The following is a 25379-nucleotide window of genomic DNA, read 5'->3' on the forward strand; positions in this document are numbered from 1 at the left end:
CAATGGATATCGGGACGCTGCGAGGACTCGGCACGCTGCTGATCATGGTCGCCTTCATCGGTCTGGTGATCTGGGCCTACAGCGGCAAACGCAAGAAGAGCTTCGACGAAGCGACGATGCTGCCCTTCGCAGACGACCCCGAATCCAAAAAGCACGTCGAGCAAGCTTCTAGGAGTAACAAAGAATGACCACCTTCTGGAGTCTGTACATCACAGCTCTTACCGTCGGTACCTTGATCGCCCTGCTCTGGCTGGTCTTCGCCACCCGCAAGGGCGAGGCCAAGGGAACCACCGAAAAAACCATGGGCCACTCCTACGATGGCATCGAGGAGTACGACAACCCGCTGCCGAAGTGGTGGTTCATGCTGTACATCGGCACCATCGTCTTCTCCGTCGGCTACCTGGTCCTGTACCCGGGCCTGGGCAACTGGAAAGGCGTGCTGCCGGGCTACGAGGGCGGCTGGACCCAGGACAAGCAGTGGGAACGCGAGATGAACATCGCCCAGGAGAAATACGGGCCGATCTTCGCCAAGTACGCCGCCATGCCCATCGAGGAAGTGGCCAAGGACGAGCACGCCATGAAGATGGGCAGCCGCATGTTCGCCACCTACTGCTCGATCTGCCACGGTTCCGACGCCAAGGGCGCCCTCGGCTTCCCCAACCTGGCCGACAACGAGTGGCGCTGGGGCGGTGACCCGCAGAGCATCGAGACCACCATCCTCGGCGGTCGCCACGCGATCATGGCGGCCTGGGGCGATATCCTCGGCGAGGACGGGGTGAAGAACGTCGCCGCCTACGTCCGCACCGAGCTCGCCGGACTGAAGCTGCCGGAAGGCACCAAGGCCGACGTCGAGGCCGGCAGGCAGATCTTCTCGGTCAACTGCGTCGCCTGCCACGGCCCGGAAGGCAAGGGTACCGCCCTGGTCGGCGCGCCGAACCTGACCAACCCCGGCGCGTTCATCTACGGCTCCAGCTACGCCCAGCTGCAACAGACCATCCGCCACGGCCGCCAGGGCCAGATGCCGGCCCAGGAACCCTACCTGGGCAAGGAAAAGGTGCACATCCTGGCCGCCTACATCTACAACCTGTCGCACAACCAGGGCGCCAACTGACCCTCCCCCCACCCGCGCCCTTCCGGGCGCGGGTCCCTCCTCCGGTCTCAGACCTTAGTCCCAGGCGGCGCGACGAAGTGTCGCAGCAGCGGGCGCCTTTCCTACCCATCCATTTCAATCGCGTCTAAGCTGCTCTGCATTCGTCTCTCTCCGGCAGAGCGACGGGACACCTAACTTCACCGGTCGAACCCACTCGACCGGATAGCGCCAAAAAGCCATCCGGCCGCCTTGGAAAGCGCTTCGAAGCAGGCATCAAACTGGCGCCGCCCCTGGCCTGGCGCGTTGCAATGCCCACCCGCTTTCTCCATACTTGCCGCCGATTTTTTGTCCCTAAAAAAGTCCATTAACCGTGGAACCCCTAGCATGAGCACAGCAATCAGTCAGACTGCTTATAACTATAAGGTGGTCCGCCAGTTCGCCGTTATGACGGTGGTCTGGGGGGTCATTGGAATGGGTCTCGGTGTCCTGATCGCCGCCCAACTGGTATGGCCCGAATTGAACTTCGACCTGCCGTGGACGAGCTTCGGCCGCCTTCGCCCCCTGCACACCAACGCGGTGATCTTCGCCTTCGGTGGGTGCGCCCTCTTCGCCACGTCGTACTACGTGGTGCAACGTACCTCGCAAGCCCGACTGATTTCAGACACGCTGGCGTCCTTCACCTTCTGGGGTTGGCAGGCCGTGATCGTGGGCGCCGTGCTGACCCTGCCGCAGGGTTTCACCACCTCCAAGGAATACGCCGAACTGGAATGGCCGCTGGCCATCCTCCTGGCGATCGTCTGGATCACCTACGCGATCGTGTTCTTCGGCACCATCGTCAAGCGCAAGGTCAAGCACATCTATGTGGGCAACTGGTTCTACGGTGCCTTCATCCTGGTGACGGCGATGCTGCACATCGTCAACCACATGTCGCTGCCGGTCAGCTGGTTCAAGTCCTACTCGGCCTACTCCGGCGCCACCGATGCCATGGTCCAGTGGTGGTACGGCCACAACGCCGTGGGCTTCTTCCTGACCACCGGCTTCCTCGGCATGATGTACTACTTCGTGCCCAAGCAGGCCGAGCGTCCGGTCTATTCCTATCGCCTGTCCATCGTCCACTTCTGGGCGCTGATCTCCCTGTACATCTGGGCCGGCCCGCACCACCTGCACTACACCGCGCTGCCGGACTGGGCGCAGTCGCTGGGCATGGTGATGTCGCTGATCCTCCTGGCGCCGAGCTGGGGCGGCATGATCAACGGCATGATGACCCTCTCCGGCGCCTGGCATAAGCTGCGCACCGACCCGATCCTGCGCTTCCTGGTGGTATCCCTGGCCTTCTACGGCATGTCCACCTTCGAAGGCCCGATGATGGCGATCAAGACCGTCAACGCCCTCTCCCACTACACCGACTGGACCATCGGCCACGTCCATGCCGGCGCCCTCGGCTGGGTGGCGATGATCTCCATCGGCTCGCTCTACCACCTGATCCCGAAAGTCTTCGGCCGTCCGCAGATGCACAGCATCGGCCTGATCAACGCGCACTTCTGGCTGGCCACCATCGGCACCGTGCTGTACATCGCCTCGATGTGGGTCAACGGCATCACCCAGGGCCTGATGTGGCGCGCGGTCAACGAGGACGGCACGCTGACCTACTCCTTCGTTGAAGCACTGGTCGCAAGCCACCCGGGCTTCATCGTGCGCATGATCGGCGGTGGCTTCTTCCTCACCGGCATGCTGCTGATGGCCTACAACACCTGGCGCACCGTGCGTGCGGCCAAGCCGGCCGAATACGAAGCCGCCGCGCAGATCGCCTGAGGAGCCCGACGTAAATGAAGAACCACGAAATACTCGAGAAGAACGTCGGCCTGCTGGCCATCTTCATGGTGATCGCCGTCAGCATCGGCGGCCTGACCCAGATCGTGCCGCTGTTCTTCCAGGACGTGACCAATACCCCGGTCGAAGGCATGAAGCCGCGCACCGCCCTGGAACTGGAAGGCCGCGACATCTACATCCGCGAAGGCTGCGTCGGCTGCCACTCGCAGATGGTCCGTCCGTTCCGTGCCGAAACCGAACGCTACGGCCACTACTCGGTCGCCGGTGAGAGCGTCTGGGACCACCCGTTCCTGTGGGGTTCCAAGCGTACCGGCCCGGACCTGGCCCGCGTCGGCGGCCGTTACTCCGACGACTGGCACCGCGCGCACCTGTACAACCCGCGCAACGTGGTACCCGAGTCGAAGATGCCTGCCTACCCGTGGCTGGTAGAGAACAAGCTTGATGGCAAGGACACCGCCACCAAGATGGAAGTCCTGCGCAAGCTGGGCGTGCCTTACACCGACGAGGACATCGCCGGTGCACGTGAAGCCGTGAAGGGCAAGACCGAGATGGACGCCCTGGTGGCGTTCCTTCAAGGCCTGGGAACCTCTATCAAGAGCAAACGGTGAGTGTGATGGATATCGGGACTCTGCGTGGACTGGGCACCGTGGTGATCATGGTCGCCTTCATCGGCCTGGTGATCTGGGCCTACAGCGGCAAGCGCAAGAAGAGCTTCGACGAAGCGACGATGCTGCCCTTCGCAGACGACCCCGAAGCCAAAAAGCACGTCGAGCAAGCTTCTAGGAGTAACAAAGAATGACGACCTTCTGGAGTCTGTACATTACAGCTCTCACCCTCGGCACCCTGCTGGCGCTGACCTGGCTGATCTTCGCCACCCGCAAGGGCCAGCGCAGCAGCACCACCGACGAGACCGTGGGCCACTCCTACGACGGCATCGAGGAGTACGACAACCCGCTGCCGAAGTGGTGGTTCATGCTGTTCGTCGGCACCCTGGTGTTCGCCGTGGGCTACCTGGCCCTGTACCCGGGCCTGGGCACCTGGAAAGGCCTGATGCCGGGCTACCAGTCCGCCGACGAGTTCGCCGACAAGGAAAAAGGCTGGACCGGCGTCCACCAGTGGGAAAAGGAAATGGCCAAGGCCGACGAGAAGTACGGCCCGATCTTCGCCAAGTTCGCCGCGATGCCCATCGAGGAAGTCGCCAAGGATCCGCAGGCGGTGAAAATGGGCGGTCGCCTGTTCGCCTCCAACTGCTCGATCTGCCATGGCTCCGACGCCAAGGGCGCCTACGGCTTCCCCAACCTGACCGACGCCGACTGGCGCTGGGGCGGCGAGCCGGAAACCATCAAGACCACCATCATGGCTGGCCGCCACGCCGCCATGCCGGCCTGGGGTGAAGTGATCGGCGAGGAAGGCGTGAAGAACGTCGCCGCTTTCGTCCTCACCCAGATGGATGGCCGTAAGCTGCCGGAAGGCGCCAAGGCGGACATCGAGGCCGGCAAGCAGGTCTTCGCTACCACCTGCGTCGCCTGCCACGGTCCGGAAGGCAAGGGCACCCCGGCGATGGGCGCTCCCGATCTGACCCACCCCGGCGCGTTCATCTACGGCTCCAGCTTCGCGCAACTGCAGCAGACCATCCGCTACGGTCGCCAGGGTGTGATGCCGGCGCAACAGGAACACCTGGGCAACGACAAGGTGCACCTGCTGGCCGCCTACGTATACAGCCTGTCGCACGGCGAGAAGAGCGCCGAATAAGCGCTCCCTCCCCCACGACCCAGACGGCGCCGGCAACCCCGGCGCCGTTTTATTTTGTGCAAAAGAACAGTGCGAATGGGACAATACGCGACCAAAAGTCGCACAGTTACCGCAAAAAGCCTGATAGATCAGGCGTATAATCAGTAGGCGTGCAACTATTTTCTGACCCTGTCGGCATGTACCGGCCGGGCGCCCCCCACTGCCGTGGTACGCACTGATGAGCAAACAGATTCCCGTTCAAGACGTCACCCCGCCTGCCAAGGGCGACACCAATGACAACGATCTCTACGCCAAGCGCGAGAAGATCTACACCCGGGCCTTCACCGGTATCTTCCGCCGACTGCGCATGGTGGGCGGTGCGGCGCTCTTCCTCCTCTACTTCGGTACCGTCTGGCTCAACTGGAGCGGCCGCCAGGCCGTCTGGTGGGACCTACCCGAGCGCAAGTTCTACATCTTCGGCGCCACCTTCTGGCCGCAGGACTTCATGCTGCTGTCCTGGCTGCTGATCGTCTGCGCCTTCGGCCTGTTCTTCATCACCGTCTTCGCCGGCCGCGTCTGGTGCGGCTACACCTGCCCGCAGAGCGTGTGGACCTGGATCTTCATGTGGTGCGAGAAGGTCACCGAAGGCGACCGCAACCAGCGCATCAAGCTGGACAAGGCCCCGATGAGCGGCAACAAGCTGCTGCGCAAGACCGCCAAGCACAGCCTGTGGCTGCTGATCGGCCTGGTCACCGGCCTGACCTTCGTCGGCTACTTCTCGCCGATCCGCGAGCTGATCCCCGAGCTGCTGACCGGCCAGGCCGACGGCTGGGCCTACTTCTGGGTCGGCTTCTTCACGCTCGCCACCTACGGCAACGCCGGCTGGCTGCGCGAGCAGGTGTGCATCTACATGTGCCCCTACGCGCGCTTCCAGAGCGTGATGTTCGACAAGGACACCCTGATCGTCTCCTATGACCCGCGTCGCGGCGAGAAACGCGGCCCGCGCAAGAAGTCGCTGGACTACAAGGCCCAGGGCCTGGGCGACTGCATCGACTGCACCATGTGCGTGCAGGTCTGCCCGACCGGCATCGACATCCGCGACGGCCTGCAGATCGAATGCATCGGCTGCGCCGCGTGCATCGACGCCTGCGACAGCATCATGGAGAAGATGAACTACCCGAAAGGGCTGATCAGCTACACCACCGAGCACAACCTCAATGGCCAGAAGACCCACCTGGCCCGGCCGCGCCTGATCGGCTACGCCATCGCCCTGGTGCTGATGATCTCCGCCCTGATCACCGCGGTGATCCTGCGTCCGCTGGTCGGCTTCGACGTCAGCAAGGACCGCGTGCTCTGCCGCGAGAACGAACTCGGCCGCATCGAGAACGTGTACAGCCTGAAGATCATGAACAAGGATCAGCAGGACCACACCTACATCCTCGGCGCCAAGGGCCTCGAAGGCCTGACCCTGGAGGGCCGGCGCGAGCTGAAGGTGGCGGCGGGCGACATCCTCAACCTGCCGATGGAACTGTCCATCGACCCGGAGAAGCTGCCTTCCACCACCAACGAGATCGTCTTCACCATCGAGTCGGCCGACGACCCGAGCATCCATAAAGAAGCGAAGAGTCGCTTCATTGGCCCACGCACCCGTTGAGTAACTTGAGCATGCAGTCCGAGACCCACCCTCAACCCTGGTACAAACACTTCTGGGCCTGGTTCATCGTGGCCCTCCTGGCGACCTCGGTGGTGCTCGGGCTGAGCCTGGTCACCATCGCGGTGCGCAACCAGGACACCCTGGTCACCGACAACTACTACGAGGCCGGCAAGGGCATCAACCGCTCCCTCGAACGCGAGAACCTGGCCGTGCGCCTGCAGGTGCACGCCAAGGTCAAGGTCGACGACCTGACCGGCGAAGTCGAAGTGCGCCTGACCGGCAACAGCCGCCCGGAGCAGCTCACCCTCAACCTGATCTCGCCGACCCAGCCGGAGAAGGACCGCCGCGTCGAACTGCTGCGCAGCGCTTCCGAGCGCGACCGCTACGTCGGCCAGTTGACCGACGCCGTCGAGGGTCGCCGCTTCGTCGAGCTGCTCGGCCAGGAAGGCAGCGGCCAGTGGCGCCTGTTCGAGGAAGAGGTGGTATCGCCGACCGTGGTCATGGAGCTGGGCGACGAGCCGCTCCAGGGAGCAGAAGCGAAGCGCCCATGAGCGCCCCCCTGCCCTGCTACCACTGCGGCCTGCCGGTTCCCGCCGGCAGCCGCTTCGAGGCCCGCGTGCTCGGCGAGACGCGGGCCATGTGCTGTCCGGGCTGCCAGGCGGTGGCCGAGGCCATCGTCGCCGGCGGCCTGGAAGGCTACTACCGGCACCGCAGCGAGAATGCCGCCAACCCCGAGGCGCTGCCCAAGGCGCTCAGCGAGGAGTTGCAGCTCTACGACCGCCCGGACGTACAGGGCGGCTTCGTCCAGCACGCGGGCGAGCTGGCCGAAACCAGCCTGATCATCGAGGGCATCAGTTGCGCCGCCTGTGGCTGGCTGATCGAAAAGCACCTGCGCCAGTTACCCGCCGTCGCCGAAGCGCGGCTCAACCTGTCCAACCATCGCCTGCACGTGCGCTGGCAGGACAGCCAGCTGCCGCTCAGCCAGTTGCTTGGCGAACTGCGCCAGATCGGCTACGCCGGCCATCCCTACCAGCCGGATCGCGCGGCCGAGCAACTGGCCGTGGAGAACCGTCGCGCCCTGCGCCAGCTCGGGGTCGCCGGGCTGCTGTGGATCCAGGTGATGATGGCGGTGATGGCGACCTGGCCGGAATTCAACCTCGACCTTTCCGCCGGCATGGACCGCATCCTGCGCTGGGTCAGCCTGATCCTCACCACGCCGATCGTCTTCTACTGCTGCGGACAGTTCTTCCGCGGCGCCCTGCGCGACCTGCGCACCCGCCACCTGACCATGGACGTCTCGGTGTCCCTGGCCATCGGCGGCGCCTATGTCGCCGGTATCTGGTCAACGGTCACCGGCCAGGGCGAACTGTATTTCGACGCGGTCGGCATGTTCGCCCTGTTCCTGCTCGCCGGGCGCTACCTCGAACGCCGCGCGCGGGAACGCACCGCCGCCTCCACCGCGCAACTGGTCAACCTGCTGCCGGCCTCCTGCCTGCGCCTGGACGCCGCCAACCAGAGCGAACGCATCCTGCTCCGCGAGCTGCGCATCGGCGATCGCATCCTGGTGCCACCGGGCGCCGTGCTGCCGGCCGACGGGATGATCCTCGACGGCCAGTCCAGCGTCGACGAATCGCTGCTCACCGGCGAGTACCTGCCCCGCCCGCGCCAGGCCGGCGACACGGTCACCGGCGGCACTCTCAATGTCGAAGGCCCGCTGACCGTCGAGGTCGCCGCCCTCGGCGACGACAGCCGCCTGTCCGCCATCGTCCGCCTGCTGGAACGCGCCCAGGCGGACAAGCCGCGCCTGGCGGAACTGGCCGACAAGGTGGCGCAGTGGTTCCTGCTGATCGTCCTGCTGGTGGCGGCCATCGTCGGCGCGCTGTGGTGGCAGGTCGACCACCAGCGCGCCTTCTGGGTGGTGCTTTCGCTGCTGGTCGCCACCTGCCCGTGCGCGCTGTCCCTGGCCACGCCCACCGCCCTCACCGCCGCTACCGGCAGCCTGCACAAGCTCGGCCTGCTGATCACCCGCGGGCATGTGCTGGAAGGGTTGAACCATATCGACACGGTGATCTTCGACAAGACCGGCACCCTCACCGAAGGCCGCCTGACGCTCAAGCAGGTGCAGCCCCTGCGCGATCTCGACGCAGATCGCTGCCTGGCGCTCGCCGCCGCCCTCGAGAACCGTTCCGAACACCCCATCGCCCGCGCCTTCGGCCGCGCCCCGGAGGCTGCCGAAAGCGTCGAGAGCCACCCTGGGCTGGGCCTCGAAGGCCTGGTCGAAGGCCGCCGCCTGCGCATCGGCCAGGCCGCGTTCGTCAGCGAGCTCAGCGCCGGCGCCATACCGGCGATGCCCGGCGACTCCGGGCAGTGGCTGCTGCTCGGCGACGAACAGGGTCCGCTGGCCTGGTTCGGTCTCGACGACCGCCTGCGCGGCGACGCCCCCGCCCTGCTCGCCGCCTGCAAGGCCCGTGGCTGGCGCACCTTGCTGCTATCCGGCGACGCTTCGCCGATGGTCGCCAGCGTCGCCGCCGAGTTGGGCATCGACGAAGCCCATGGCGGCCTGACCCCGGACGACAAGCTGGCGATGCTCAGACGCCTGCACGAGGAAGGCCGCCGGGTCCTGATGCTGGGCGATGGCGTCAACGACGTGCCGGTACTCGCCGGCGCCGACATCAGCGTCGCCATGGGCAGCGCCACCGACCTGGCCAAGACCAGTGCCGACGCGGTACTCCTGTCCAATCGCCTGGACAGCCTGGTACAGGCCTTCCGGCTGGCGCGCCGCACCCGTCACATCATCATCGAGAACCTGGCCTGGGCCAGCCTGTACAATGGCCTGGTGCTGCCCTTCGCCGCGCTCGGCTGGATCACCCCGGGCTGGGCGGCGATCGGCATGTCGGTCAGTTCGCTGCTGGTGGTGGTCAACGCCCTGCGCCTGACCCGAACCCCTTCGCCGAGGTCCGTATGGCCGCGCTCTACATCCTGATCCCCGTCGCGATCGTCATCGTCGCCATCGCCATCTACGTGTTCTTCTGGGCAGTGGACAGCGGCCAGTACGACGATCTCGACGGCCCCGCCCACAGCATCCTCTTCGACGACGAGGACCCGAAGCACCAGGCCGGCGTCGACGAGGCGGAGAAGCCATCGAAACCCGAGGACCAACCGCGTGGCTGAACTGGCGCCGCTGCTGGTTTCCGCGCTGATCCTCGGCCTGCTTGGCGGAGGCCACTGCCTGGGCATGTGCGGCGGCCTGATGGGCGCCCTGACCCTGGCCATTCCCGCCGAACAGCGCGGCCGTCGGCTGCGCCTGCTGCTGGCCTACAACCTCGGTCGCATCCTCAGCTATGCCTGCGCCGGCCTGCTGCTCGGCCTGGCCGGCTGGGCCGTGACGCGAACCCCGTTCGCCGGCGCGCTACGGGTCGTCGCCGGGTTGCTGCTGGTCGCCATGGGCCTCTACCTGGCCGGCTGGTGGAGCGGACTGACCCGCGTCGAGGCGCTCGGTCGCGGCCTCTGGCGCCATCTGGAACCCTTCGCCCGCCGCCTGCTGCCGGTCTCGAGCCTGCCGCGAGCCCTGCTGCTCGGCGCGATCTGGGGCTGGCTGCCCTGCGGGCTGGTCTACAGCACGCTGCTCTGGGCCACCAGCCAGGGCTCGGCGCTGGACAGCGCGCTGTTGATGCTGGCGTTCGGCCTCGGCACCTGGCCGGTGCTGCTGGCCACCGGCATGGCCGCCGAGCGCCTGACCGCCCTGCTGCGCCGTCGAGGCGTACGCATCGTGGGCGGCCTGATGGTCATTCTCTTCGGCCTCTGGACCCTGCCCGGCCCGCACCAGGCGTGGCTGATGGGGCATTGATGGACGCAAGTCCCAACATGCGGCGACACATTCTGTACACATTCACCCGCTTGATACAAATCAACAGGCTTTCCCGGCGCAATCCCTAGACTTCCCGACTAAAGCTCGCCAACTGGGGATCTCTGGCATGCTCGACACCATTCGCTGGGACGCTGACCTGATTCGGCGCTACGACCTTTCCGGCCCGCGTTACACCTCCTACCCGACCGCCGTGCAGTTCCACGAAGGCATCGGCCCGTTCGACCAGCTGCACGCCCTGCGCGACAGCCGGAAGGCCGGACACCCCCTGTCGCTCTACGTGCACATCCCGTTCTGCGCCAACATCTGCTACTACTGCGCCTGCAACAAGGTGATCACCAAGGATCGCGGGCGCAGCGCGCCGTATCTCGCGCGCCTGGTCCGCGAGATCGAGATCGTCAGCCGCCACCTCTCTCGCGAGCAGGTGGTCGAACAACTGCACTTCGGCGGCGGCACCCCGACCTTCCTCAGCCCCGGCCAGTTGCGCGAACTCATGTCGCAGCTGCGCACGCACCTCAACCTGCTGGACGACGACTCGGGCGACTACGGCATCGAGATCGACCCGCGCGAGGCCGACTGGTCGACCATGGGCCTGCTCCGCGAGCTCGGTTTCAACCGCGTCAGCCTCGGCGTGCAGGACTTCGACATGGAAGTGCAGAAGGCGGTCAACCGCATGCAGACCCCGGAGGAGACACGCACCATCGTCGAGGCCGCGCGCACCCTGCAATACCGCTCGATCAACCTGGACCTGATCTACGGCCTGCCGAAGCAGACCCCGGACAGCTTCGCCCGTACCGTCGACGAAGTGCTCGCCCTGCAACCGGACCGCCTCTCGGTGTTCAACTACGCGCACCTGCCCGAACGCTTCATGCCGCAGCGACGGATCAACGCCGACGAACTGCCGAGCCCGGGGCACAAGCTGGAGATGCTCCAGCGCACCACCGAGCAGCTCACCGCGGCGGGCTACCGCTACATCGGCATGGACCACTTCGCCCTGCCTGACGACGAACTGGCCAGCGCCCAGGAGGACGGCACCCTGCAGCGCAACTTCCAGGGCTACACCACCCACGGCCATTGCGACTTGGTGGGGCTGGGAGTCTCGGCGATCAGCCAGATCGGCGATCTCTACAGCCAGAACAGCAGTGACATCAACGACTACCAGGCCAGCCTCGACAACGGTCAGTTGGCGATTCGTCGCGGCTTGCACTGCAACAGCGACGACCGGGTGCGGCGCGCGGTAATCCAGCAGCTGATCTGCCATTTCGAACTGGCTTTCGCCGACATCGAGATGGAGTTCGGCATCGATTTCCGCAGCTACTTCGCCGAACTCTGGCCGGACCTCGAGCGCTTCGCCGCCGACGGCCTGATCCGCCTGGACGCCAAGGGCATCGACATCACCTCCTCCGGCCGCCTGCTGGTGCGCTCGATCTGCATGCTGTTCGACCGCTACCTGCCCAACGTCAACCGCCAGCGCTTCTCCCGGGTGATCTGACAGCACGCCGCCCCGCCCGCACGGCAGGGCGGCGAATCCCCAGCCCTTCTAGCGCCCCCCCATCATTTTCATGATCAGCGCCGGATCGCTGAGGCCCATTTCCTTGATGGCCTTGGCCAGCGCGGCGGTGGCCGTCTGCAGGGCCGAGTTGAGCTGCTGCAGCTCCTTCTGCAGGGCCGGCAGGCGATTCTGCTTGACGTCCGGATCGGACGAGCCCATGGCCTCCTGCAACTCCTTGAGCTTCTCCTCGATCTTCTGCTTCAGCTCGCGGATCATTTTCACCATCGGCCGCAGTTCCTGCGGAATATCCTCGTCGTCATCCTCCGGCGGGACGCCCCGGGTGGCGGCCAGTTCCCGCCCGGCCTGGGAAATCCGTACATGCCGCTCGGACGCGCCCTCGGCGGGCGCCTGGCTTTCCGGCGGCTCGCCAGCAGCGCCTTCCGCGCGCGCCAGCCTGCCCTCCGTCGCCGGCCGCGACGCCGGTGGTACCTGTGTGGTGAGCCATCCACTGAGCGTGAGCATTGCTGTCCCTCCGAGAAAAACACAACTCTTCCATTAAATCGGCCTTCGCGACCTGAACTTGAGCGCTCCTTCACCCGTTCTTGACAGGGTGCGGCCGGTAGTCGCAGAGATATGCCGCAAGTCACTGATTGGAAAAGCCCCAGCCCTGTCAGAAATGGTCGTTGCCAGCCCTACGGCTGGCACCCGCATCGCACCTGCGTTACCCTTACTCCTGTTGTGCCTTTAACCTAGCAAGGACCCCTCAATGGCCGAAACCATCAAGGTGCGCGCACTGCCCCAAGCACACTGCAAGGATTGCAGTCTGGCCCCGCTGTGCCTCCCTCTGTCGCTGACCGTGGAAGACATGGATTCGCTGGACGAGATCGTCAAGCGCGGTCGTCCCCTCAAGAAAGGCGAATTCCTGTTCCGCCAGGGCGATCCTTTCGGTTCGGTCTTTGCCGTGCGCTCCGGCGCCCTGAAAACCTTCAGCATCACCGATGCCGGCGAAGAACAGATCACCGGCTTCCACCTGCCCAGCGAACTGGTCGGCCTGTCCGGCATGGATACCGAGACCTACCCGGTATCGGCGCAGGCACTGGAAACCACCTCGGTCTGCGAGATTCCCTTCGAGCGCCTGGACGAACTCTCCGAGCAACTGCCGCAGTTGCGTCGCCAACTGATGCGTCTGATGAGCCGGGAGATTCGCGACGACCAGCAGATGATGCTGCTGCTGTCGAAGAAGACCGCCGACGAGCGCATCGCTACCTTCCTGGTCAACCTGTCGGCGCGTTTCCGCGCCCGCGGTTTCTCCGCCCAGCAGTTCCGCCTGGCCATGTCGCGCAACGAGATCGGCAACTACCTCGGCCTGGCCGTGGAAACCGTGTCGCGGGTCTTCACCCGCTTCCAGCAGAACGGCCTGATCAGCGCGGAAGGCAAGGAAGTGCACATCCTCGACTCCATCGAACTGTGCGCCCTCGCCGGTGGCCAGCTGGAAGGCTGAGCCCCGCCCGATCTCGCGACGGGCCCGCCTCGGTGCGGGCCCGTTGTATGATGGAGCCTGAAAGAGCCCCACCCCAGGATCCGCCATGATTTTCGACGAGTTCACCCTCAAGTCGCAGATTCGCGCCGTGCCGGACTTTCCCAAGGCCGGCGTGGTGTTCCGCGACATCACCCCGCTGTTCCAGTCGCCACGCGCGCTGCGCATGACCGTGGACAGCTTCGTCCAGCGCTACATCGAAGCAGACTTCAGCCATATCGGCGCCATGGACGCCCGCGGCTTCCTGATCGGTTCGGCCGTTGCCTATGCCCTTAACAAGCCGCTGATCCTGTTCCGCAAGCAGGGCAAGCTACCCGCCGACGTGCTCGCCGAGGCCTACCAGACCGAATACGGCGAGGCCTTCCTCGAAGTGCACGCCGACAGTCTCTGCGAAGGCGACAGCGTGCTGATCTTCGACGATCTCATCGCCACCGGCGGCACCCTGCTGGCGGCCGCCAGCCTGGTACGCCGCCTGGGCGCCAGGGTCTTCGAGGCCGCCGCCATCATCGACCTGCCGGAACTCGGCGGTTCCACCCGCCTGCAAGACGCCGGCATCGCCACCTTCAGCCTCACCGCGTTCGCCCTCGACGAACGATGAGCCTGCGGGGCGCGTCCGCGCCCCGCCTCGCCCATACCCTATCTTCCGTCTGGCGCCCGGCGCCTTGGCCATTTTCGACCTGGAAATGGCCGTGAATGACCTCCCCTTGCTGGACAGTCCTGCAAATAATTACATCAGCTAATGACACATTCAGAGGTGTTATAGCGAACTCGCCATAGGGAGGCCCGGAAACCCGGCGCTCGCTCCCCAGAACAACAAAGGAGTTAGCCATGACTGCCAGCAGCACCACCTCTACGGTTCGCGCCAATTTTCCCGTGCGACGGATGGATTTCAGCTTCAGCGAAACCCCGAAGTACTGGTGGGACGGGCAGCCGTTCATGACCCAGTTCATGAACAACCTGTCCTCGCTGTTCCCCTACGGCGAAAAGTTCTTCGTCGATAGCGTGCGCGCCGTGCGCGACCGCCTGGAGGACCCGCAACTGAAGAAGGACGTCAGCGCCTTCATCGGCCAGGAAGCCATGCATTCCAAGGAACATGCCGCCTACAACGAATACGCCGAGGAACACGGGGTCGACCTGGAGTGCCTCGAACTGCGGATCAAGGTGCTGCTGGAAAACGTCAGCAAGGTCACCACGAAGAAACACCAGTTGGCGATCACCTGCGCCCTGGAACATTTCACCGCGACCATGGCCGCGCAATTGCTCAAGCGCGAGGACCTGACCGTGCAGATGCAGTCGCCGAAGATGTACAAGCTGTGGATGTGGCACGCCATCGAGGAGAACGAGCACAAGAACGTCGCGTACGACGTCTACCAGACGGTCTACGGCGGCTACTTCACCCGCATCCTGGTGATGATGCTGACCACCCTGATGTTCTTCGGTGTCATCGGCTGGTTCCAGCTCGACCTGCTGCGCAAGGATCGCCAGTTGTCCAACTGGCGCTCCTGGAAGCACGGCCTGGGCACTCTCTTCGGCCTGCGCAGGGGCTTCTTCACGCAATTGCTGTTGCCCTATCTGGACTACTACCGCCCGGGCTTCCACCCGAGCGACCACGATACCGCCAGGCTGGAAAAATACTGGAAGGACAAGCTGGCCTTCGCCGATTGAAGCCTCGTCACGTCATTGCCCCTCCTATCGACGCCAGGCCCTGCCTGGCGTTTTGCATGGTGCAAAAGAACAGGATATTGCACAGGCAAAACCTTCACTCTCAGCAAGACCTCCTGAAAGAGCCGTAGACACGAGGAAATAATTAGTCAAATCCTATCGATTGGATTTTTTCGATGCCCTGAGGTAATATCATGTTCATTATGTTGAACACCAAGGCATTACCTCTTCCCACCTCCCGTCTGGTCTCCCGCGAGCGTCACTGGACCGGCGACCTCTAGCCCCTCCCCTCGACACCCCTCCTCGGTGGCGACCGCCCATGGCGGTCCGCGGCCCGCCCGCACCCCGCCACCGTTCTTCGTCGTCTTTGGCCGCGGCCTCCATTCCGCGGTGCCCATGGGAGGGCAACATGCGTTCCTGGATCTATCTGTTGCTGGCTATCGGTGCCGAGGTGATCGGCACCACCTCGATGAAACTCGCCGCCACCCACGCCCCGGTCGCCGGTCTGCTGCTGATGTACGGGATGATCGGCCTGTCGTATTTCTTCCTCGCCCTGGCGGTCAAACGCGTCCCCGTCGGCGTCGCCTATGCCCTCTGGGAAGGCATCGGCATCGTCCTGATCACCGCGGTCAGTGTCGCCTGGCTGGGTGAAAGCATCGGTCTCTACAAGGCCGTCGGCCTCGGCGTGATGATCGCCGGGATCCTGCTGATCAAGTCCGGCACCCGCAACGGCGAAGCGTCGCGGACGAAGGCGCCGGGGGAGGCTGCGACATGCTGACCCTGGACTGGCTCCCCTTCGCCTGGCTCGGCCTGGCGATCGTCCTGGAAGTCGGCGCCAACCTGCTGCTGAAGTACTCGGACGGCTTCCGCAAGCGCGGCCTCGGCGGCGCCTCGATCCTTTGCGTGCTGGCCGCCTTCACCGCGCTGGCGCAGGCGGTCAAGGACATCGAGCTGTCACTGGCCTATGCGATCTGGGGCGGCTTCGGCATCCTCGCCACCGTCGCCATGGGCTGGGCCCTGTTCGGCCAGCGCCTGGCCTGGCGCGGCTGGCTCGGCCTGCTGCTGTTGCTGGCCGGCATGAGCCTGCTGAAGCTCGCCTGATGCCTCGGCGTCGAGCGACACACCCATCATCTGCAGGACTGTGGCGCCGGTGAACAGCAGCAGGATCTGCTCCTCGCCCAGGGCGCAGATTTCCCGGCGCCGCTCCGGCTGGCCGATGTAGTCCAGCGACAGCTGGAACAGCTGGCGACCGATCAGGCTGGAAAGGCGGCGAATGGTCGCCTCGCTCACCGACGGCAACAGCCTGAATTCGATAATGTCTTCCGACATGTCCTCGGCGAACTCGTCCATGATCTGACGCAGGGCGCCGCGCAGAACCGGCGAGGCGCCATGCAGTTCGCGCACGCCGACGATGAAGGCGGCGGGGTTGCTCTCGACGAAATCGAAGAACAGCCGCACCGTTTCCCGGCAGACCCGTCGCCCCCTCTCCAGCTCCAGGCCGAATGGCATCGCCTCCGGCCGAGCGCCTGGCGCCGCGCGGTTCGCGGCCTCGCGACGGAGCTGCCGCAGCGGCTGGCGCAACTGGGTGGAAATATCGCGGATCATGGTCAGGCCAAGATCGTCGATGTCGCGGAAATGCCGGTAGAAGGTATTCGGGTTCAGACCCGCCTCGCGCGCCAGTTCGCGCAGGCCTATGGCGCCCAGGCTGCGGCTGCTGCTGCCCAGGCGCAGGGCCGCCTCCAGCAGGGCGCGCTTGCCGGGAGCGTCGGTGATCCTGTCCTTCGTCTCGCTCATGTCACTCATGTTCCACCTGGTTGTTTCCATGCGCCACAGGACTGGCCATTGCCTCGGCCGGACCCTACCTAAGGTTGGCTTGACCCTGAAGTATACAGATGTCTACATTCGCAGGTAGACGAGTGTATACGCCAGCAACAATGATAACAGGAGCTTGGCCATGAGTACCCAACCTGTCCCTGTCACCCCGCGGCACTGCAAGGTCGCCATCATAGGCACCGGTTTCTCCGGGCTGGGGATGGCGATCCGCCTCCGCCAGGAGGGCGAGGACGACTTCCTGATCTTCGAGAAGGACGCCGGCGTCGGCGGCACCTGGCGGGTCAACAACTACCCGGGCTGCGCCTGCGACGTGCAATCCCATGTCTACTCCTTCTCCTTCGAACAGAATCCGGAATGGACGCGCATGTTCGCCCGCCAGCCGGAAATCCGCGCCTATCTGGAGAACTGCTGGCAGAAATACCGCCTGCCGGAACGGACACTGCTGAATACCGCCATCGACAGGCTGGCCTGGGACGACCGGCAGAACCTCTGGCATCTGCACGACAGCCAGGGCAACCACTACACCGCCAACGCCGTGGTCTCCGGGATGGGCGGCCTGTCGACCCCGGCCTATCCGGACCTCAAGGGCCTGGGGGACTTCCAGGGCAAGGTCTTCCATTCCCAGCAGTGGGACCACGACTACGATCTCAAGGGCAAGCGCGTGGCGGTGATCGGCACCGGCGCCTCGGCCATCCAGTTCGTCCCGGAGATCCAGCCACAGGTGGCCGCGCTGGATCTCTACCAGCGCACCCCGCCGTGGATCCTGCCCAAGCCCGACCGCGCCATCAGCGAGGCCGAGCGGCAGCGCTTCCGTCGCTTCCCGCTGCTGCAGAAGCTCTGGCGTGGCGGCCTCTACAGCCTGCTCGAAGGACGGGTGCTGGGCTTCACCTTCGCCCCGCAGGTGATGAAGCTGGTACAGCGCCTGGCGGTCCGCTACATCCACAAGCAGATCAAGGACCCGGAACTGCGCCGCAAGCTCACGCCGGACTACACCATCGGCTGCAAGCGCATCCTGATGTCGCACAATTACTATCCGGCGCTGGCCGCGGCCAACGCCACGGTGATCACCGAAGGTATCCGCAAGGTCACCGCCCACGGGATCGTCGACGCCAGCGGCCAGGCGCGCGAAGTCGACGCGATCATCTTCGGCACCGGCTTCACCGCCAACGATCCGATTCCCCGTGGCATGGTCTTCGGTCGCGACGGCCGTGACCTGCTGGACAGCTGGACCAAGGGACCGGAAGCCTACAAGGGCACCACCACCGCCGGCTTCCCCAACCTGTTCTTCCTGATGGGGCCGAATACCGGCCTGGGCCACAACTCGATGGTCTACATGATCGAGTCGCAGATCGCCTATGTCCTCGGCGCGCTGAAGCTGATGCAGCGTCGCGAACTGCTCAGCCTGGAGGTCAAGGCGCCGGTGCAGGAACGCTACAATGAATATCTGCAGCGCAAGCTCGACCGCAGCGTCTGGAGCGTGGGCGGCTGCAAGAGCTGGTACCTGCATCCGGTCAGCGGCCGCAACTGCACCCTGTGGCCGGGCTTCACCTGGCGCTTCCGCGCCCTGACCCGGCAGTTCGACGCCTCCGCCTACCACCTCAGCACCACACAGCTCGCCAGCCTGAGCAACGAAACCCGTCAACCGGCCGAAGGGGTCCCTGCATGAAATCGTTCGAAAACAAAGTCGCCGCCATTACCGGAGCGGGTTCGGGCATCGGCCGCGCTCTCGCGGTGGAGCTGGCCCGCCAGGGTTGCCACCTGGCGTTGGCCGACGTCAACGCCGCCGGTCTCGAGGAAACCCGCCAGATCCTCGCCAGCAGCGGCGTACGGGTTTCCATCGACATCGTCAACGTGGCCGAGCGCGAGCAGGTGCAGGCCTGGGCCGACAAGGCGGCCGCCGAGCACGGCCGGGTCAACCTGATCTTCAACAACGCCGGGGTCGCCCATGCCGGCACCGTGGAAGGCAGCGACCACTCGGAATACGAGTGGATCATGAACATCAACTTCTGGGGCGTGGTGAACGGCACCAAGGCCTTCCTGCCGCACCTGAAGGCCTCCGGCAATGGCCATGTGGTCAACGTTTCCAGCGTCTTCGGGCTGTTCGCCCAGCCAGGCATGAGCGCCTACAACGCGACCAAGTACGCGGTGCGCGGTTTCACCGAGTCGCTGCGGCAGGAGCTGGACATGGAGGATTCAGGGGTTTCCGCCAGTTGCGTGCACCCCGGCGGGATCAAGACCAACATCGCCAAGACCGCACGGATGAACGAAAGCATGGCCAAGGTAACCGGCCAGACCCCCGACAAGGCCCGCCAGCAGTTCAACGACCAACTGCTGCGGACCACTCCGGAAAAGGCCGCCCAGGTCATCCTGCGCGGCGTGCAGCGCGACAGCCGGCGCATCCTGATCGGCGCCGACGCCCATGCGATCGACGTGATGCTGCGCCTGGCGCCGGTGCTCTACCAGCGTGTGGTCACCGCCAGCATGCGCCTGGCCGCGCGTTTCGCGCCGCACCCGAAGAGCGGCCAGGGCGCCCGCGAAGCCAGCGAATGAGTCAGTGGGACCGGGTAGCCGCAAGGCGGCCCGGCCGGCATACTCGACGGCCGACCTCCAGGGAACGGCCGTCATGAATCCTCCCCTTCCGTACTTCCGCTACCATCCCGAACCGCTCGCCAGCGGCAGCATCGAGGCTTCCGCGGCAACCTGCCGGTGCTGTGGCAAGGCCCGCGGCTACGCCTACACCGTATCGCCCTATTCCCGTCACGAACTGCCGCCCGGCAGCCTCTGCCCGTGGTGCATTGCCGACGGCAGCGCGGCCGCGCGCTACGAAGCGAGTTTTTGCGACGACCATCCGTTGCTCGAAGCCGGAATCGCCGCGGAGATCGTCGCCGAAGTCTGCGAGCGCACGCCCGGCTACGCCTCCTGGCAGCAGGAACGCTGGTTGAGTTGCTGCGAGGATGCCTGCGCTTTTCGCGGCGACGCGGGGCGCGAGGAAATCGGACGACTGGGAGCCGAGGGCCTGGCGCAGCGCTTCGTCGATTTCGCCTGGCCGGCTATTACCTGGAAACGCCTCGTCGACGCCTATGCGCCCGGCGGCAACCCGGCCATCTATCGCTTCGACTGCCTGCATTGCGGCCAGGCGCATTACGACCTGGACTTCACCTGATGGGCCGCGGCACTACAAGCCCATCTGCTTGCCGATGATCTCGTTCATGATTTCCCGCGAACCGCCGCCGATGGTGAGGATCCGGTTGTCCCGGTACAGCCGCTCCACCAGGCTTTCGCGCATGTAGCCCATGCCGCCGAGCATCTGCACGGCATCGTAGGTCAGGCGATCGGCGACATCGGTGGCGAAGTTCTTGGCCATCGATATTTCCTTGATCACGCTCTTGCCGGCGGACATCTTCGCCGCCTGGCGATAGGTGAATTCGCGCGACACCTCCAGCTGCGTGGCCATTTCCGCGAGGCGGTGGCGCAGCACCTGGAACTTGCCGATCGGCTTGCCGAAGGCCTCCCGCTCGCGCGCCCAGCGCAGCGACTCCTCCAGGGCCAGTTGCGCGGTCATGTTGGCCATCACCGCCAGGGCCAGGCGCTCGCTCTGGAAGTTGGCCATGATGCAGGCGAAGCCGGCATTCTCCACGCCGATCAGGTTCTCCGCCGGAACCCGGCAGTCGTCGAAGAACAGTTCGGCGGTATCCGAGGCCCACCAGCCCATCTTCTTCAGCTTGCGCCCGACGCTGAAGCCCGGCGTGCCCTTCTCCACCAGCAGCAGGCTGACGCCGCCGAAGCCTTCCCCGCCGGTACGCACCGCCACCGTGTAGTAGTCGGCACGCACGCCGCTGGTGATGAAGGTCTTGCTGCCGCTGACGCGATAGTGATCGCCATCGCGCACCGCGCGGGTCTTCAGGTTGGCCACGTCGGAACCGCCGGACGGCTCGGTGACCGCCAGGGCCATGATCTTTTCGCCGCGCAGCACCGCCGGGACCACCCGCTCGCGCACCTCGGGACGGGCCCACTTGACCACCGGAGGCAAGCCGATATCCAGCGATCCCAGCCCGGCGACCAGGCCGCCGGAACCGCAGCGCATGAGCTCTTCGCTGGCCGCCACCTTGGCGAACAGATCACCTTCGCAACTGCCGCCATAGGCTTCCGGGTAGCCGATGCCGAGGATCCCGGCTGCGCCGGCCTTGAGATAGAGTTCGCGGGGAAATTCCTCGACCTCCTCCCATTCATCGATGTGCGGCAACACCTCGCGCTCGACGAAACGACGCACCGAATCCCGGATCAGTTGATGGGACTCGTCGAAGTACTGCTGGAAGTCAGTCATGGCCGGGCTCCTGATGGGAGCCTCAGAACTTACCTAGCGCTTGCTTGGTTTTCAATACGGGAAAATAGCCATCGGCCAGGGTGTATAGGCCGCCTCGCCGCGGGCAATACGGCAGGCGCGGAAGGGGCGCTCTTCAGGAGATCGGCCGACGGCCGGCCAGGGCATGGGCCAGGGTGCCGCCATCGACCAGCTCCAACTCGCCGCCCAGCGGCACGCCGTGGGCGATGCGCGACAGGGTCAGGCCGCGATCGGCCAGCAGTTGCGCGATGTAGTGGGCGGTGGCCTCGCCTTCCACGGTCGGGTTGGTGGCGAGGATCACTTCGCTGAAGGCGCCGTCCCTGATCCTCGCGTCCAGCTCGGGAATGCCGATCGCTTCCGGCCCCAGCCCGTCGAGCGGCGACAGATGACCCTTGAGCACGAAATAGCGGCCACGGTAACCGGTCTGTTCCACGGCGAACACATCCAGCGGCCCCTCCACCACGCAGAGCAGCGAGTCGTCGCGTCGCGGATCCGCGCACTGCGGGCACAGTTCCTCTTCGCTGAGGGTACGGCATTGCCGGCAGTGACCGACACCCTCCATCGCGGCGGTCAACGCCTGGGCCAGCTTCAGGCCGCCGCTGCGATCGCGCTCCAGCAGCATCAGCGCCATGCGCTGGGCCGACTTCTGCCCGACACCGGGAAGAATGCGCAGGGACTCGATCAGTTGGCGGATCAGCGGGCTGAAACTCATGCGGGACTCGTCGGATAGAGGGAGGGGGAATGGCTGCCGGGCGCCATCCGCGGATGGCGAGCCCGGCGCGAACGCGGGATCAGAAGGGCATCTTGAAGCCGGGCGGCAGTTGCATGCCCGAGGTGAAGCCGGACATCTTTTCCTGGTTGTTCTGCTCGATCTTGCGCACCGCATCGTTGACCGCGGCGGCGATCAGGTCCTCGAGGATCTCCTTGTCTTCCTGCATGAGGCTGTCGTCCAGGCTGACACGCTTGACGTCGTGGCGCCCGGTCATCACCACGCTGACCAGACCGGCGCCGGATTGCCCGGTCACTTCGGCGTTGGCCAGCTCTTCCTGCATCTTCTGCATCTTTTCCTGCATCTGCTGCGCCTGCTTCATCAGGCCGGCCATGCCACCTTTCATCATGTTCTTCACCTCGAATGTCGTCTTGTTGCGTGCGCCAAGCGCCGGTCAGGCCTTGGCTTCCAAAGGTTCGATGGTACCGTCACGGACCACCGCGGCGAACTGCTCGCGCAACTGCCGGACCAACGGGTCGGCATCGATCGATGCCTCGGCCGCCCGCTGGCGCTCGGCGCGCCGGCGTGCCGCCGCCTGGGCCGGGGTCTCCTGCTCAGGCTTCTGCAGGGTCACCTCCAGTTTGAGGGTGCGCCCCAGGTGCTGGTTCAGCGCATCGTTCAGCCGCCGCTGCTGGGTGGCGTTGAACAGCGCGCTCTGGCCCGGATCCAGGTGCAGGTGCCAGTGTTCCTCGTCGGCGGCCACCAGGGTGCAGTTGGCGCCGATGCTGGCGGTCAGGCCGCCGAGGCCGAGGCGCGGGAACAGCTCCAGCCACTCGGCGGCCAGGCCGGTGGCCGGCTTCGCCGCGGGCAGCGGCTCCTCCACCGGGGCCGCCTCGGGCTCGGGAGCGGCGTCCAGGTAAGCCAGGGTATCCATGTCGACTTCGTAGTAGTCGTCCGCCGGTGGCGGCTCGTCATCCGCGTCGTCCTGCTCGTCGGCCACCACGGGCAGCGCCACGGGCAGCGCCTCCAGAACGCTTTCCACCACCGCCTCGACCACCGCTGCCGGCGGTGCCTCCACGGCTGCGGGCTCGGGCTCGGGCTCGGGCTCGGGCTCGGGCTCGGGCTCGGCAACGATGCTCGGCGCCGGCTCTTCCCAGGGCAAGTCGACGACCTCAGCCGCGGCGGGCGCTGCTTCGACAGCCACTTCCGCGACGCGCGCCTCGACCGCCGCCGGCGCGGATGGCGCAGCCGGTACGGCAAACGGCGCTTCGGCGGGCGCAGCGACGACCGGCATGGCAGCAATGGCAGCGACCGGCGCAGGCGAGGCCGCGCCGGCCACGGGGTTGTTGGCGGGATCAGCCGTGGCCTTGCTGATCCCCAGGTCCTTTAGTGGCGTCCTCGGCGCGCCGTCGGCATCCGCCGGGCGGAACGCCAGCATCCGCAGCAGCACCATCTCGAAACCGCTGCGCGGATCGGGCGCCAGCGGGAGGTCGCGGCGACCGATCAGGCCCATCTGGTAATAGAACTGCACATCTTCCGCCGGCAGCGCCTGGGCCAGCGCCAGGACTCGCTCGCGGTCGCCCTGGCCGTTGTCGATGGCCTCCGGCAAGGCCTGGGCGATCGCCACGCGGTGCAGCACGTTGAGCATCTCGGCGAGCACGCCGCCCCAATCCGGACCCTGTTCGGCGAGATGGCGCACCGCTTCGAGCAGGGCCCGCGCATCGCCATCCAGCAGGGCCTGGAGCACGCCGTAGACCTGGCCGTGGTCGAGGGTGCCGAGCATCGCCCGCACGTCGGCGGCCAGCACCTTGCCCTCGCCGAAGGCGATGGCCTGGTCGGTCAGGCTCATGGCGTCGCGCATCGAACCGTCGGCGGCGCGACCGAGCAGCCACAGGGCATCGTCCTCGAACGGCACGTTTTCGGCGCCGAGAACGTGGGTCAGGTGTTCGACCACCCGCTCCGGCGGCATGTTCTTCAGGGAGAACTGCAGGCAGCGCGAGAGGATGGTCACCGGCAGCTTCTGCGGGTCGGTGGTGGCGAGCAGGAACTTGACGTGCGGCGGCGGCTCCTCGAGGGTCTTGAGCAGCGCGTTGAAACTGTGCGACGAGAGCATATGCACTTCGTCGATCAGGTAGACCTTGTAGCGACCACGGGTCGGCGAGTACTGCACGTTGTCGAGCAGTTCGCGGGTGTCCTCGACCTTGGTCCGGCTCGCGGCATCCACCTCGATCAGGTCGACGAAACGCCCCTCGTCGATCTCCCGGCACACCGAACATTCGCCGCACGGCGTGGAACTGACCCCGGTCTCGCAGTTCAGGCACTTGGCCAGGATCCGCGCAATGGTGGTCTTGCCGACCCCACGGGTACCGGTGAACAGGTAGGCGTGGTGCAGCCGCTGGTTGTCCAGGGCGTTGATCAGAGCCTTGAGCACATGGGTCTGGCCGACCATTTCACGGAAGGAACGGGGACGCCATTTACGCGCAAGAACTTGATAACTCATCGAAAACCGTCGCTGAAGGGAAGCACAAGTCGGCCAATGCTAGCGCAATTTGCCCCTTCTGCGCTCGCTGACTTGGCAAACTGCGTGCTAAGAATTCGCCCTACCCTCCATGAGCCCTCGCCCGTGGCAATGACTCGACCTTTCCCGTCCGTATTCGCAGCCCGTTTCATCGCCCCGGCGCTGCTCCTGCTCCAGTTCGCCGCGGCCCAGCCTGCCACGGCTGGCGACAGCGCCGCACCGCCGCTGCGCTTCGCGGTAATGGAAAGCTGGGGCATGCCGCTGATCCGCCTGGAAGAAAGCCAGCCGACCGCCGGCATCGTCCACGATATCACCCGTTCCCTGGCCCGCCAGGTCGGCCGCGAAGCGCTCTACCACCCCTATCCGCGCGCACGTATCGAACAGGCGATGGACGGCGGCGAAATCGACGTCCGCTGCTACATCAGCCCCGCCTGGCTCAGCCGGGACTTCCCCGGCTACCGCTGGAGCGTGCCGCTGCTGGTGCAACGCGACATCCTGGCCGCCCGCGAAGGCTTCGCGCCGATTCCCGAGGCGCTGCCGGCCCAGCGTATCGGTACCGTCCTCGGCTACAGCTATCCACGCCTGCAGGCGCTGTTCGACATCGGCCGGCTGCGCCGCGACGACGCGCGCACCCAGGACCTGGTGCTGGAAAAACTGCGTGCCGGGCGCTATCGCTACGCCGTGAGCCATCAACTGGCCCTGCGCTGGAACAACCGCCAGACGCCGGGGCAGGCGCCACTCCAGGAAGCCGCCCAACTCGAGGAAACCCCGGTGAGCTGCCTGGTGCGGGATGCCGCGGAGGTACCGGTGGAAGCGATCCTGAAGACGTTCGAGGAGATGAAGCGAAACGGAGAGATCGAGGAGATATTGCGGCGCTACCGCTGAGCGCCGGCGGCCCATGGAGAAATGACGGGCCTGAAATGGAGGCGGCCCCGCCAGCCACACCCCGGCACACGATGTTCCCGCTGTGGCTGCTTCCTTCCGGACCTGACCAGGTTGACGGGTAATCGTTGCGGGGGGACCGACAGGGCCACCATTGCAGCCTACCCTGGGGTAGGCCGCGCCATTCTACCGGCTTGCGCGTAAGTTACAACCACTTCAAGCACTTACGTTTGC

26 protein-coding genes, 1 other RNA gene and 1 pseudogene are annotated in these 25379 nt (G+C 65.6%); 21 read left to right on the plus strand and 7 right to left on the minus strand.

Annotated features, from left to right (window positions below; translation table 11 throughout):
* Positions 1–2 precede the first annotated feature (2 nt).
* The 12 genes from PSPA7_RS17955 to hemN all read left to right on the plus strand — a co-directional run bounded on the left by PSPA7_RS17955 (position 3) and on the right by hemN (position 11662).
* Positions 3–188: a CcoQ/FixQ family Cbb3-type cytochrome c oxidase assembly chaperone gene (locus PSPA7_RS17955; protein ID WP_012076348.1), complete on the plus strand. Its 186-nt coding sequence runs from the start codon at positions 3–5 to the stop codon at positions 186–188.
* Positions 185–1111 (plus strand): cytochrome-c oxidase, cbb3-type subunit III, encoded by a 927-nt coding sequence (gene ccoP / locus PSPA7_RS17960; protein WP_012076349.1) that lies wholly within the window; start codon positions 185–187, stop codon positions 1109–1111. The genes PSPA7_RS17955 and ccoP (PSPA7_RS17960) overlap by 4 nt, the downstream gene beginning before the upstream one ends.
* 363 nt (positions 1112–1474) lie before the next feature.
* Complete coding sequence (gene ccoN, locus PSPA7_RS17965; RefSeq protein WP_012076350.1) at positions 1475–2902, plus strand: cytochrome-c oxidase, cbb3-type subunit I; 1428 nt, start codon at positions 1475–1477, stop codon at positions 2900–2902.
* A gap of 14 nt (positions 2903–2916) precedes the next feature.
* Positions 2917–3528, plus strand: a complete 612-nt coding sequence (gene ccoO, locus PSPA7_RS17970) for a cytochrome-c oxidase, cbb3-type subunit II (RefSeq protein WP_003087303.1) — start codon at positions 2917–2919, stop codon at positions 3526–3528.
* A gap of 5 nt (positions 3529–3533) precedes the next feature.
* A complete protein-coding gene (locus PSPA7_RS17975) occupies positions 3534–3719 on the plus strand; it encodes a CcoQ/FixQ family Cbb3-type cytochrome c oxidase assembly chaperone (RefSeq protein ID WP_003087298.1) in 186 nt (61 codons plus the stop codon).
* Complete coding sequence (gene ccoP / locus PSPA7_RS17980; RefSeq protein WP_003087292.1) at positions 3716–4672, plus strand: cytochrome-c oxidase, cbb3-type subunit III; 957 nt, start codon at positions 3716–3718, stop codon at positions 4670–4672. Before PSPA7_RS17975 ends, ccoP (PSPA7_RS17980) begins: the two co-directional genes overlap by 4 nt.
* A 217-nt stretch (positions 4673–4889) precedes the next feature.
* Positions 4890–6305, plus strand: coding sequence for a cytochrome c oxidase accessory protein CcoG (gene ccoG, locus PSPA7_RS17985; protein ID WP_012076351.1), 1416 nt, complete (start codon positions 4890–4892; stop codon positions 6303–6305).
* 11 nt (positions 6306–6316) lie between these two features.
* Positions 6317–6856 (plus strand): FixH family protein, encoded by a 540-nt coding sequence (locus PSPA7_RS17990; RefSeq protein ID WP_003153676.1) that lies wholly within the window; start codon positions 6317–6319, stop codon positions 6854–6856.
* A complete protein-coding gene (locus tag PSPA7_RS17995; RefSeq protein ID WP_012076352.1) occupies positions 6853–9288 on the plus strand; it encodes a heavy metal translocating P-type ATPase in 2436 nt (811 codons plus the stop codon). The genes PSPA7_RS17990 and PSPA7_RS17995 overlap by 4 nt, the downstream gene beginning before the upstream one ends.
* On the plus strand, positions 9267–9476 hold the full coding sequence (ccoS, locus tag PSPA7_RS18000; protein ID WP_003153678.1) for a cbb3-type cytochrome oxidase assembly protein CcoS: 210 nt from the start codon (positions 9267–9269) through the stop codon (positions 9474–9476). Before PSPA7_RS17995 ends, ccoS begins: the two co-directional genes overlap by 22 nt.
* Complete coding sequence (locus PSPA7_RS18005) at positions 9469–10152, plus strand: sulfite exporter TauE/SafE family protein (protein WP_012076353.1); 684 nt, start codon at positions 9469–9471, stop codon at positions 10150–10152. Before ccoS ends, PSPA7_RS18005 begins: the two co-directional genes overlap by 8 nt.
* 127 nt (positions 10153–10279) lie before the next feature.
* Positions 10280–11662, plus strand: coding sequence for an oxygen-independent coproporphyrinogen III oxidase (gene hemN / locus PSPA7_RS18010; protein WP_003153682.1), 1383 nt, complete (start codon positions 10280–10282; stop codon positions 11660–11662).
* Between the two features lie 48 nt (positions 11663–11710).
* Here the strand turns inward: hemN and PSPA7_RS18015 are convergent, their stop codons facing one another.
* Positions 11711–12184 (minus strand): hypothetical protein, encoded by a 474-nt coding sequence (locus PSPA7_RS18015; RefSeq protein WP_003153683.1) that lies wholly within the window; start codon positions 12182–12184, stop codon positions 11711–11713.
* 244 nt (positions 12185–12428) lie between these two features.
* Between PSPA7_RS18015 and anr the strand changes: the two genes are divergently transcribed.
* From anr to mdtI, 5 genes and pseudogenes are all read left to right on the plus strand, one after another.
* Positions 12429–13163, plus strand: coding sequence for a transcriptional regulator Anr (gene anr, locus PSPA7_RS18020; RefSeq protein ID WP_003087262.1), 735 nt, complete (start codon positions 12429–12431; stop codon positions 13161–13163).
* A gap of 85 nt (positions 13164–13248) precedes the next feature.
* Complete coding sequence (locus PSPA7_RS18025; protein ID WP_003153685.1) at positions 13249–13797, plus strand: adenine phosphoribosyltransferase; 549 nt, start codon at positions 13249–13251, stop codon at positions 13795–13797.
* 230 nt (positions 13798–14027) lie between these two features.
* Complete coding sequence (locus PSPA7_RS18030; RefSeq protein ID WP_003153687.1) at positions 14028–14864, plus strand: metal-dependent hydrolase; 837 nt, start codon at positions 14028–14030, stop codon at positions 14862–14864.
* A gap of 406 nt (positions 14865–15270) precedes the next feature.
* A complete protein-coding gene (locus PSPA7_RS18035; protein WP_012076354.1) occupies positions 15271–15639 on the plus strand; it encodes a multidrug/spermidine efflux SMR transporter subunit MdtJ in 369 nt (122 codons plus the stop codon).
* Positions 15633–15899, plus strand: a pseudogene (mdtI, locus tag PSPA7_RS31295) (multidrug/spermidine efflux SMR transporter subunit MdtI); the annotation flags it as partial. The gene PSPA7_RS18035 and the pseudogene mdtI, both read left to right, overlap by 7 nt.
* Here the strand turns inward: mdtI and PSPA7_RS32930 are convergent.
* Positions 15816–16664: a TetR family transcriptional regulator gene (locus tag PSPA7_RS32930; RefSeq protein ID WP_041025369.1), complete on the minus strand. Its 849-nt coding sequence runs from the start codon at positions 16662–16664 to the stop codon at positions 15816–15818. The pseudogene mdtI and the gene PSPA7_RS32930 overlap by 84 nt on opposite strands.
* Positions 16665–16815: 151 nt before the next feature.
* Here PSPA7_RS32930 and PSPA7_RS18045 point away from each other — a divergent pair, with 151 nt between their 5' ends.
* The 3 genes from PSPA7_RS18045 to PSPA7_RS18055 all read left to right on the plus strand — a co-directional run bounded on the left by PSPA7_RS18045 (position 16816) and on the right by PSPA7_RS18055 (position 19857).
* On the plus strand, positions 16816–18360 hold the full coding sequence (locus tag PSPA7_RS18045; protein WP_012076357.1) for a flavin-containing monooxygenase: 1545 nt from the start codon (positions 16816–16818) through the stop codon (positions 18358–18360).
* On the plus strand, positions 18357–19244 hold the full coding sequence (locus PSPA7_RS18050) for an SDR family NAD(P)-dependent oxidoreductase (RefSeq protein ID WP_012076358.1): 888 nt from the start codon (positions 18357–18359) through the stop codon (positions 19242–19244). Before PSPA7_RS18045 ends, PSPA7_RS18050 begins: the two co-directional genes overlap by 4 nt.
* A 73-nt stretch (positions 19245–19317) precedes the next feature.
* Entirely contained in the window at positions 19318–19857 is a 540-nt protein-coding gene (locus PSPA7_RS18055) for a CbrC family protein (RefSeq protein ID WP_012076359.1), read from the plus strand.
* 12 nt (positions 19858–19869) lie between these two features.
* Here the strand turns inward: PSPA7_RS18055 and PSPA7_RS18060 are convergent, their stop codons facing one another.
* The 4 genes from PSPA7_RS18060 to dnaX form a co-directional block, all read right to left on the minus strand.
* Positions 19870–21018 carry an acyl-CoA dehydrogenase family protein gene (locus PSPA7_RS18060; RefSeq protein ID WP_012076360.1) on the minus strand — a complete coding sequence of 383 codons (1149 nt, stop codon included), beginning with the start codon at positions 21016–21018 and terminating at the stop codon, positions 19870–19872.
* A 133-nt stretch (positions 21019–21151) separates the two neighbouring features.
* Positions 21152–21748 carry a recombination mediator RecR gene (gene recR, locus PSPA7_RS18065; RefSeq protein ID WP_003153697.1) on the minus strand — a complete coding sequence of 199 codons (597 nt, stop codon included), beginning with the start codon at positions 21746–21748 and terminating at the stop codon, positions 21152–21154.
* A 79-nt stretch (positions 21749–21827) separates the two neighbouring features.
* Positions 21828–22154, minus strand: coding sequence for a YbaB/EbfC family nucleoid-associated protein (locus PSPA7_RS18070; RefSeq protein ID WP_003087236.1), 327 nt, complete (start codon positions 22152–22154; stop codon positions 21828–21830).
* 45 nt (positions 22155–22199) lie between these two features.
* Positions 22200–24245 (minus strand): DNA polymerase III subunit gamma/tau, encoded by a 2046-nt coding sequence (gene dnaX / locus PSPA7_RS18075; RefSeq protein ID WP_012076361.1) that lies wholly within the window; start codon positions 24243–24245, stop codon positions 22200–22202.
* Between the two features lie 36 nt (positions 24246–24281).
* Here dnaX and PSPA7_RS18080 point away from each other — a divergent pair, with 36 nt between their 5' ends.
* Positions 24282–25148 (plus strand): substrate-binding periplasmic protein, encoded by an 867-nt coding sequence (locus tag PSPA7_RS18080; RefSeq protein ID WP_041025370.1) that lies wholly within the window; start codon positions 24282–24284, stop codon positions 25146–25148.
* A gap of 45 nt (positions 25149–25193) precedes the next feature.
* Here PSPA7_RS18080 and ffs read toward each other — a convergent pair.
* Positions 25194–25290: signal recognition particle sRNA small type (ffs, locus tag PSPA7_RS31305), an RNA gene on the minus strand.
* Positions 25291–25379: the final 89 nt, after the last annotated feature.

The organism is Pseudomonas paraeruginosa PA7 (assembly GCF_000017205.1).
Classification (GTDB): domain Bacteria; phylum Pseudomonadota; class Gammaproteobacteria; order Pseudomonadales; family Pseudomonadaceae; genus Pseudomonas; species Pseudomonas paraeruginosa.

What these genes read in the sequence shown, in the direction of transcription:
- PSPA7_RS17955 (WP_012076348.1), top strand. Translation starts at nt 3, where the DNA reads ATGGATATCGGGACGCTGCGAGGACTCGGCACGCTGCTGATCATGGTC.
- ccoP (WP_012076349.1), top strand. Translation starts at nt 185, where the DNA reads ATGACCACCTTCTGGAGTCTGTACATCACAGCTCTTACCGTCGGTACC.
- ccoN (WP_012076350.1), top strand. Translation starts at nt 1,475, where the DNA reads ATGAGCACAGCAATCAGTCAGACTGCTTATAACTATAAGGTGGTCCGC.
- ccoO (WP_003087303.1), top strand. Translation starts at nt 2,917, where the DNA reads ATGAAGAACCACGAAATACTCGAGAAGAACGTCGGCCTGCTGGCCATC.
- PSPA7_RS17975 (WP_003087298.1), top strand. Translation starts at nt 3,534, where the DNA reads ATGGATATCGGGACTCTGCGTGGACTGGGCACCGTGGTGATCATGGTC.
- ccoP (WP_003087292.1), top strand. Translation starts at nt 3,716, where the DNA reads ATGACGACCTTCTGGAGTCTGTACATTACAGCTCTCACCCTCGGCACC.
- ccoG (WP_012076351.1), top strand. Translation starts at nt 4,890, where the DNA reads ATGAGCAAACAGATTCCCGTTCAAGACGTCACCCCGCCTGCCAAGGGC.
- PSPA7_RS17990 (WP_003153676.1), top strand. Translation starts at nt 6,317, where the DNA reads ATGCAGTCCGAGACCCACCCTCAACCCTGGTACAAACACTTCTGGGCC.
- PSPA7_RS17995 (WP_012076352.1), top strand. Translation starts at nt 6,853, where the DNA reads ATGAGCGCCCCCCTGCCCTGCTACCACTGCGGCCTGCCGGTTCCCGCC.
- ccoS (WP_003153678.1), top strand. Translation starts at nt 9,267, where the DNA reads ATGGCCGCGCTCTACATCCTGATCCCCGTCGCGATCGTCATCGTCGCC.
- hemN (WP_003153682.1), top strand. Translation starts at nt 10,280, where the DNA reads ATGCTCGACACCATTCGCTGGGACGCTGACCTGATTCGGCGCTACGAC.
- PSPA7_RS18015 (WP_003153683.1), bottom strand. Translation starts at nt 12,184, where the DNA reads ATGCTCACGCTCAGTGGATGGCTCACCACACAGGTACCACCGGCGTCG.
- anr (WP_003087262.1), top strand. Translation starts at nt 12,429, where the DNA reads ATGGCCGAAACCATCAAGGTGCGCGCACTGCCCCAAGCACACTGCAAG.
- PSPA7_RS18025 (WP_003153685.1), top strand. Translation starts at nt 13,249, where the DNA reads ATGATTTTCGACGAGTTCACCCTCAAGTCGCAGATTCGCGCCGTGCCG.
- PSPA7_RS18030 (WP_003153687.1), top strand. Translation starts at nt 14,028, where the DNA reads ATGACTGCCAGCAGCACCACCTCTACGGTTCGCGCCAATTTTCCCGTG.
- PSPA7_RS18035 (WP_012076354.1), top strand. Translation starts at nt 15,271, where the DNA reads ATGCGTTCCTGGATCTATCTGTTGCTGGCTATCGGTGCCGAGGTGATC.
- PSPA7_RS32930 (WP_041025369.1), bottom strand. Translation starts at nt 16,664, where the DNA reads ATGAGTGACATGAGCGAGACGAAGGACAGGATCACCGACGCTCCCGGC.
- PSPA7_RS18045 (WP_012076357.1), top strand. Translation starts at nt 16,816, where the DNA reads ATGAGTACCCAACCTGTCCCTGTCACCCCGCGGCACTGCAAGGTCGCC.
- PSPA7_RS18050 (WP_012076358.1), top strand. Translation starts at nt 18,357, where the DNA reads ATGAAATCGTTCGAAAACAAAGTCGCCGCCATTACCGGAGCGGGTTCG.
- PSPA7_RS18055 (WP_012076359.1), top strand. Translation starts at nt 19,318, where the DNA reads ATGAATCCTCCCCTTCCGTACTTCCGCTACCATCCCGAACCGCTCGCC.
- PSPA7_RS18060 (WP_012076360.1), bottom strand. Translation starts at nt 21,018, where the DNA reads ATGACTGACTTCCAGCAGTACTTCGACGAGTCCCATCAACTGATCCGG.
- recR (WP_003153697.1), bottom strand. Translation starts at nt 21,748, where the DNA reads ATGAGTTTCAGCCCGCTGATCCGCCAACTGATCGAGTCCCTGCGCATT.
- PSPA7_RS18070 (WP_003087236.1), bottom strand. Translation starts at nt 22,154, where the DNA reads ATGATGAAAGGTGGCATGGCCGGCCTGATGAAGCAGGCGCAGCAGATG.
- dnaX (WP_012076361.1), bottom strand. Translation starts at nt 24,245, where the DNA reads ATGAGTTATCAAGTTCTTGCGCGTAAATGGCGTCCCCGTTCCTTCCGT.
- PSPA7_RS18080 (WP_041025370.1), top strand. Translation starts at nt 24,282, where the DNA reads ATGCTAGCGCAATTTGCCCCTTCTGCGCTCGCTGACTTGGCAAACTGC.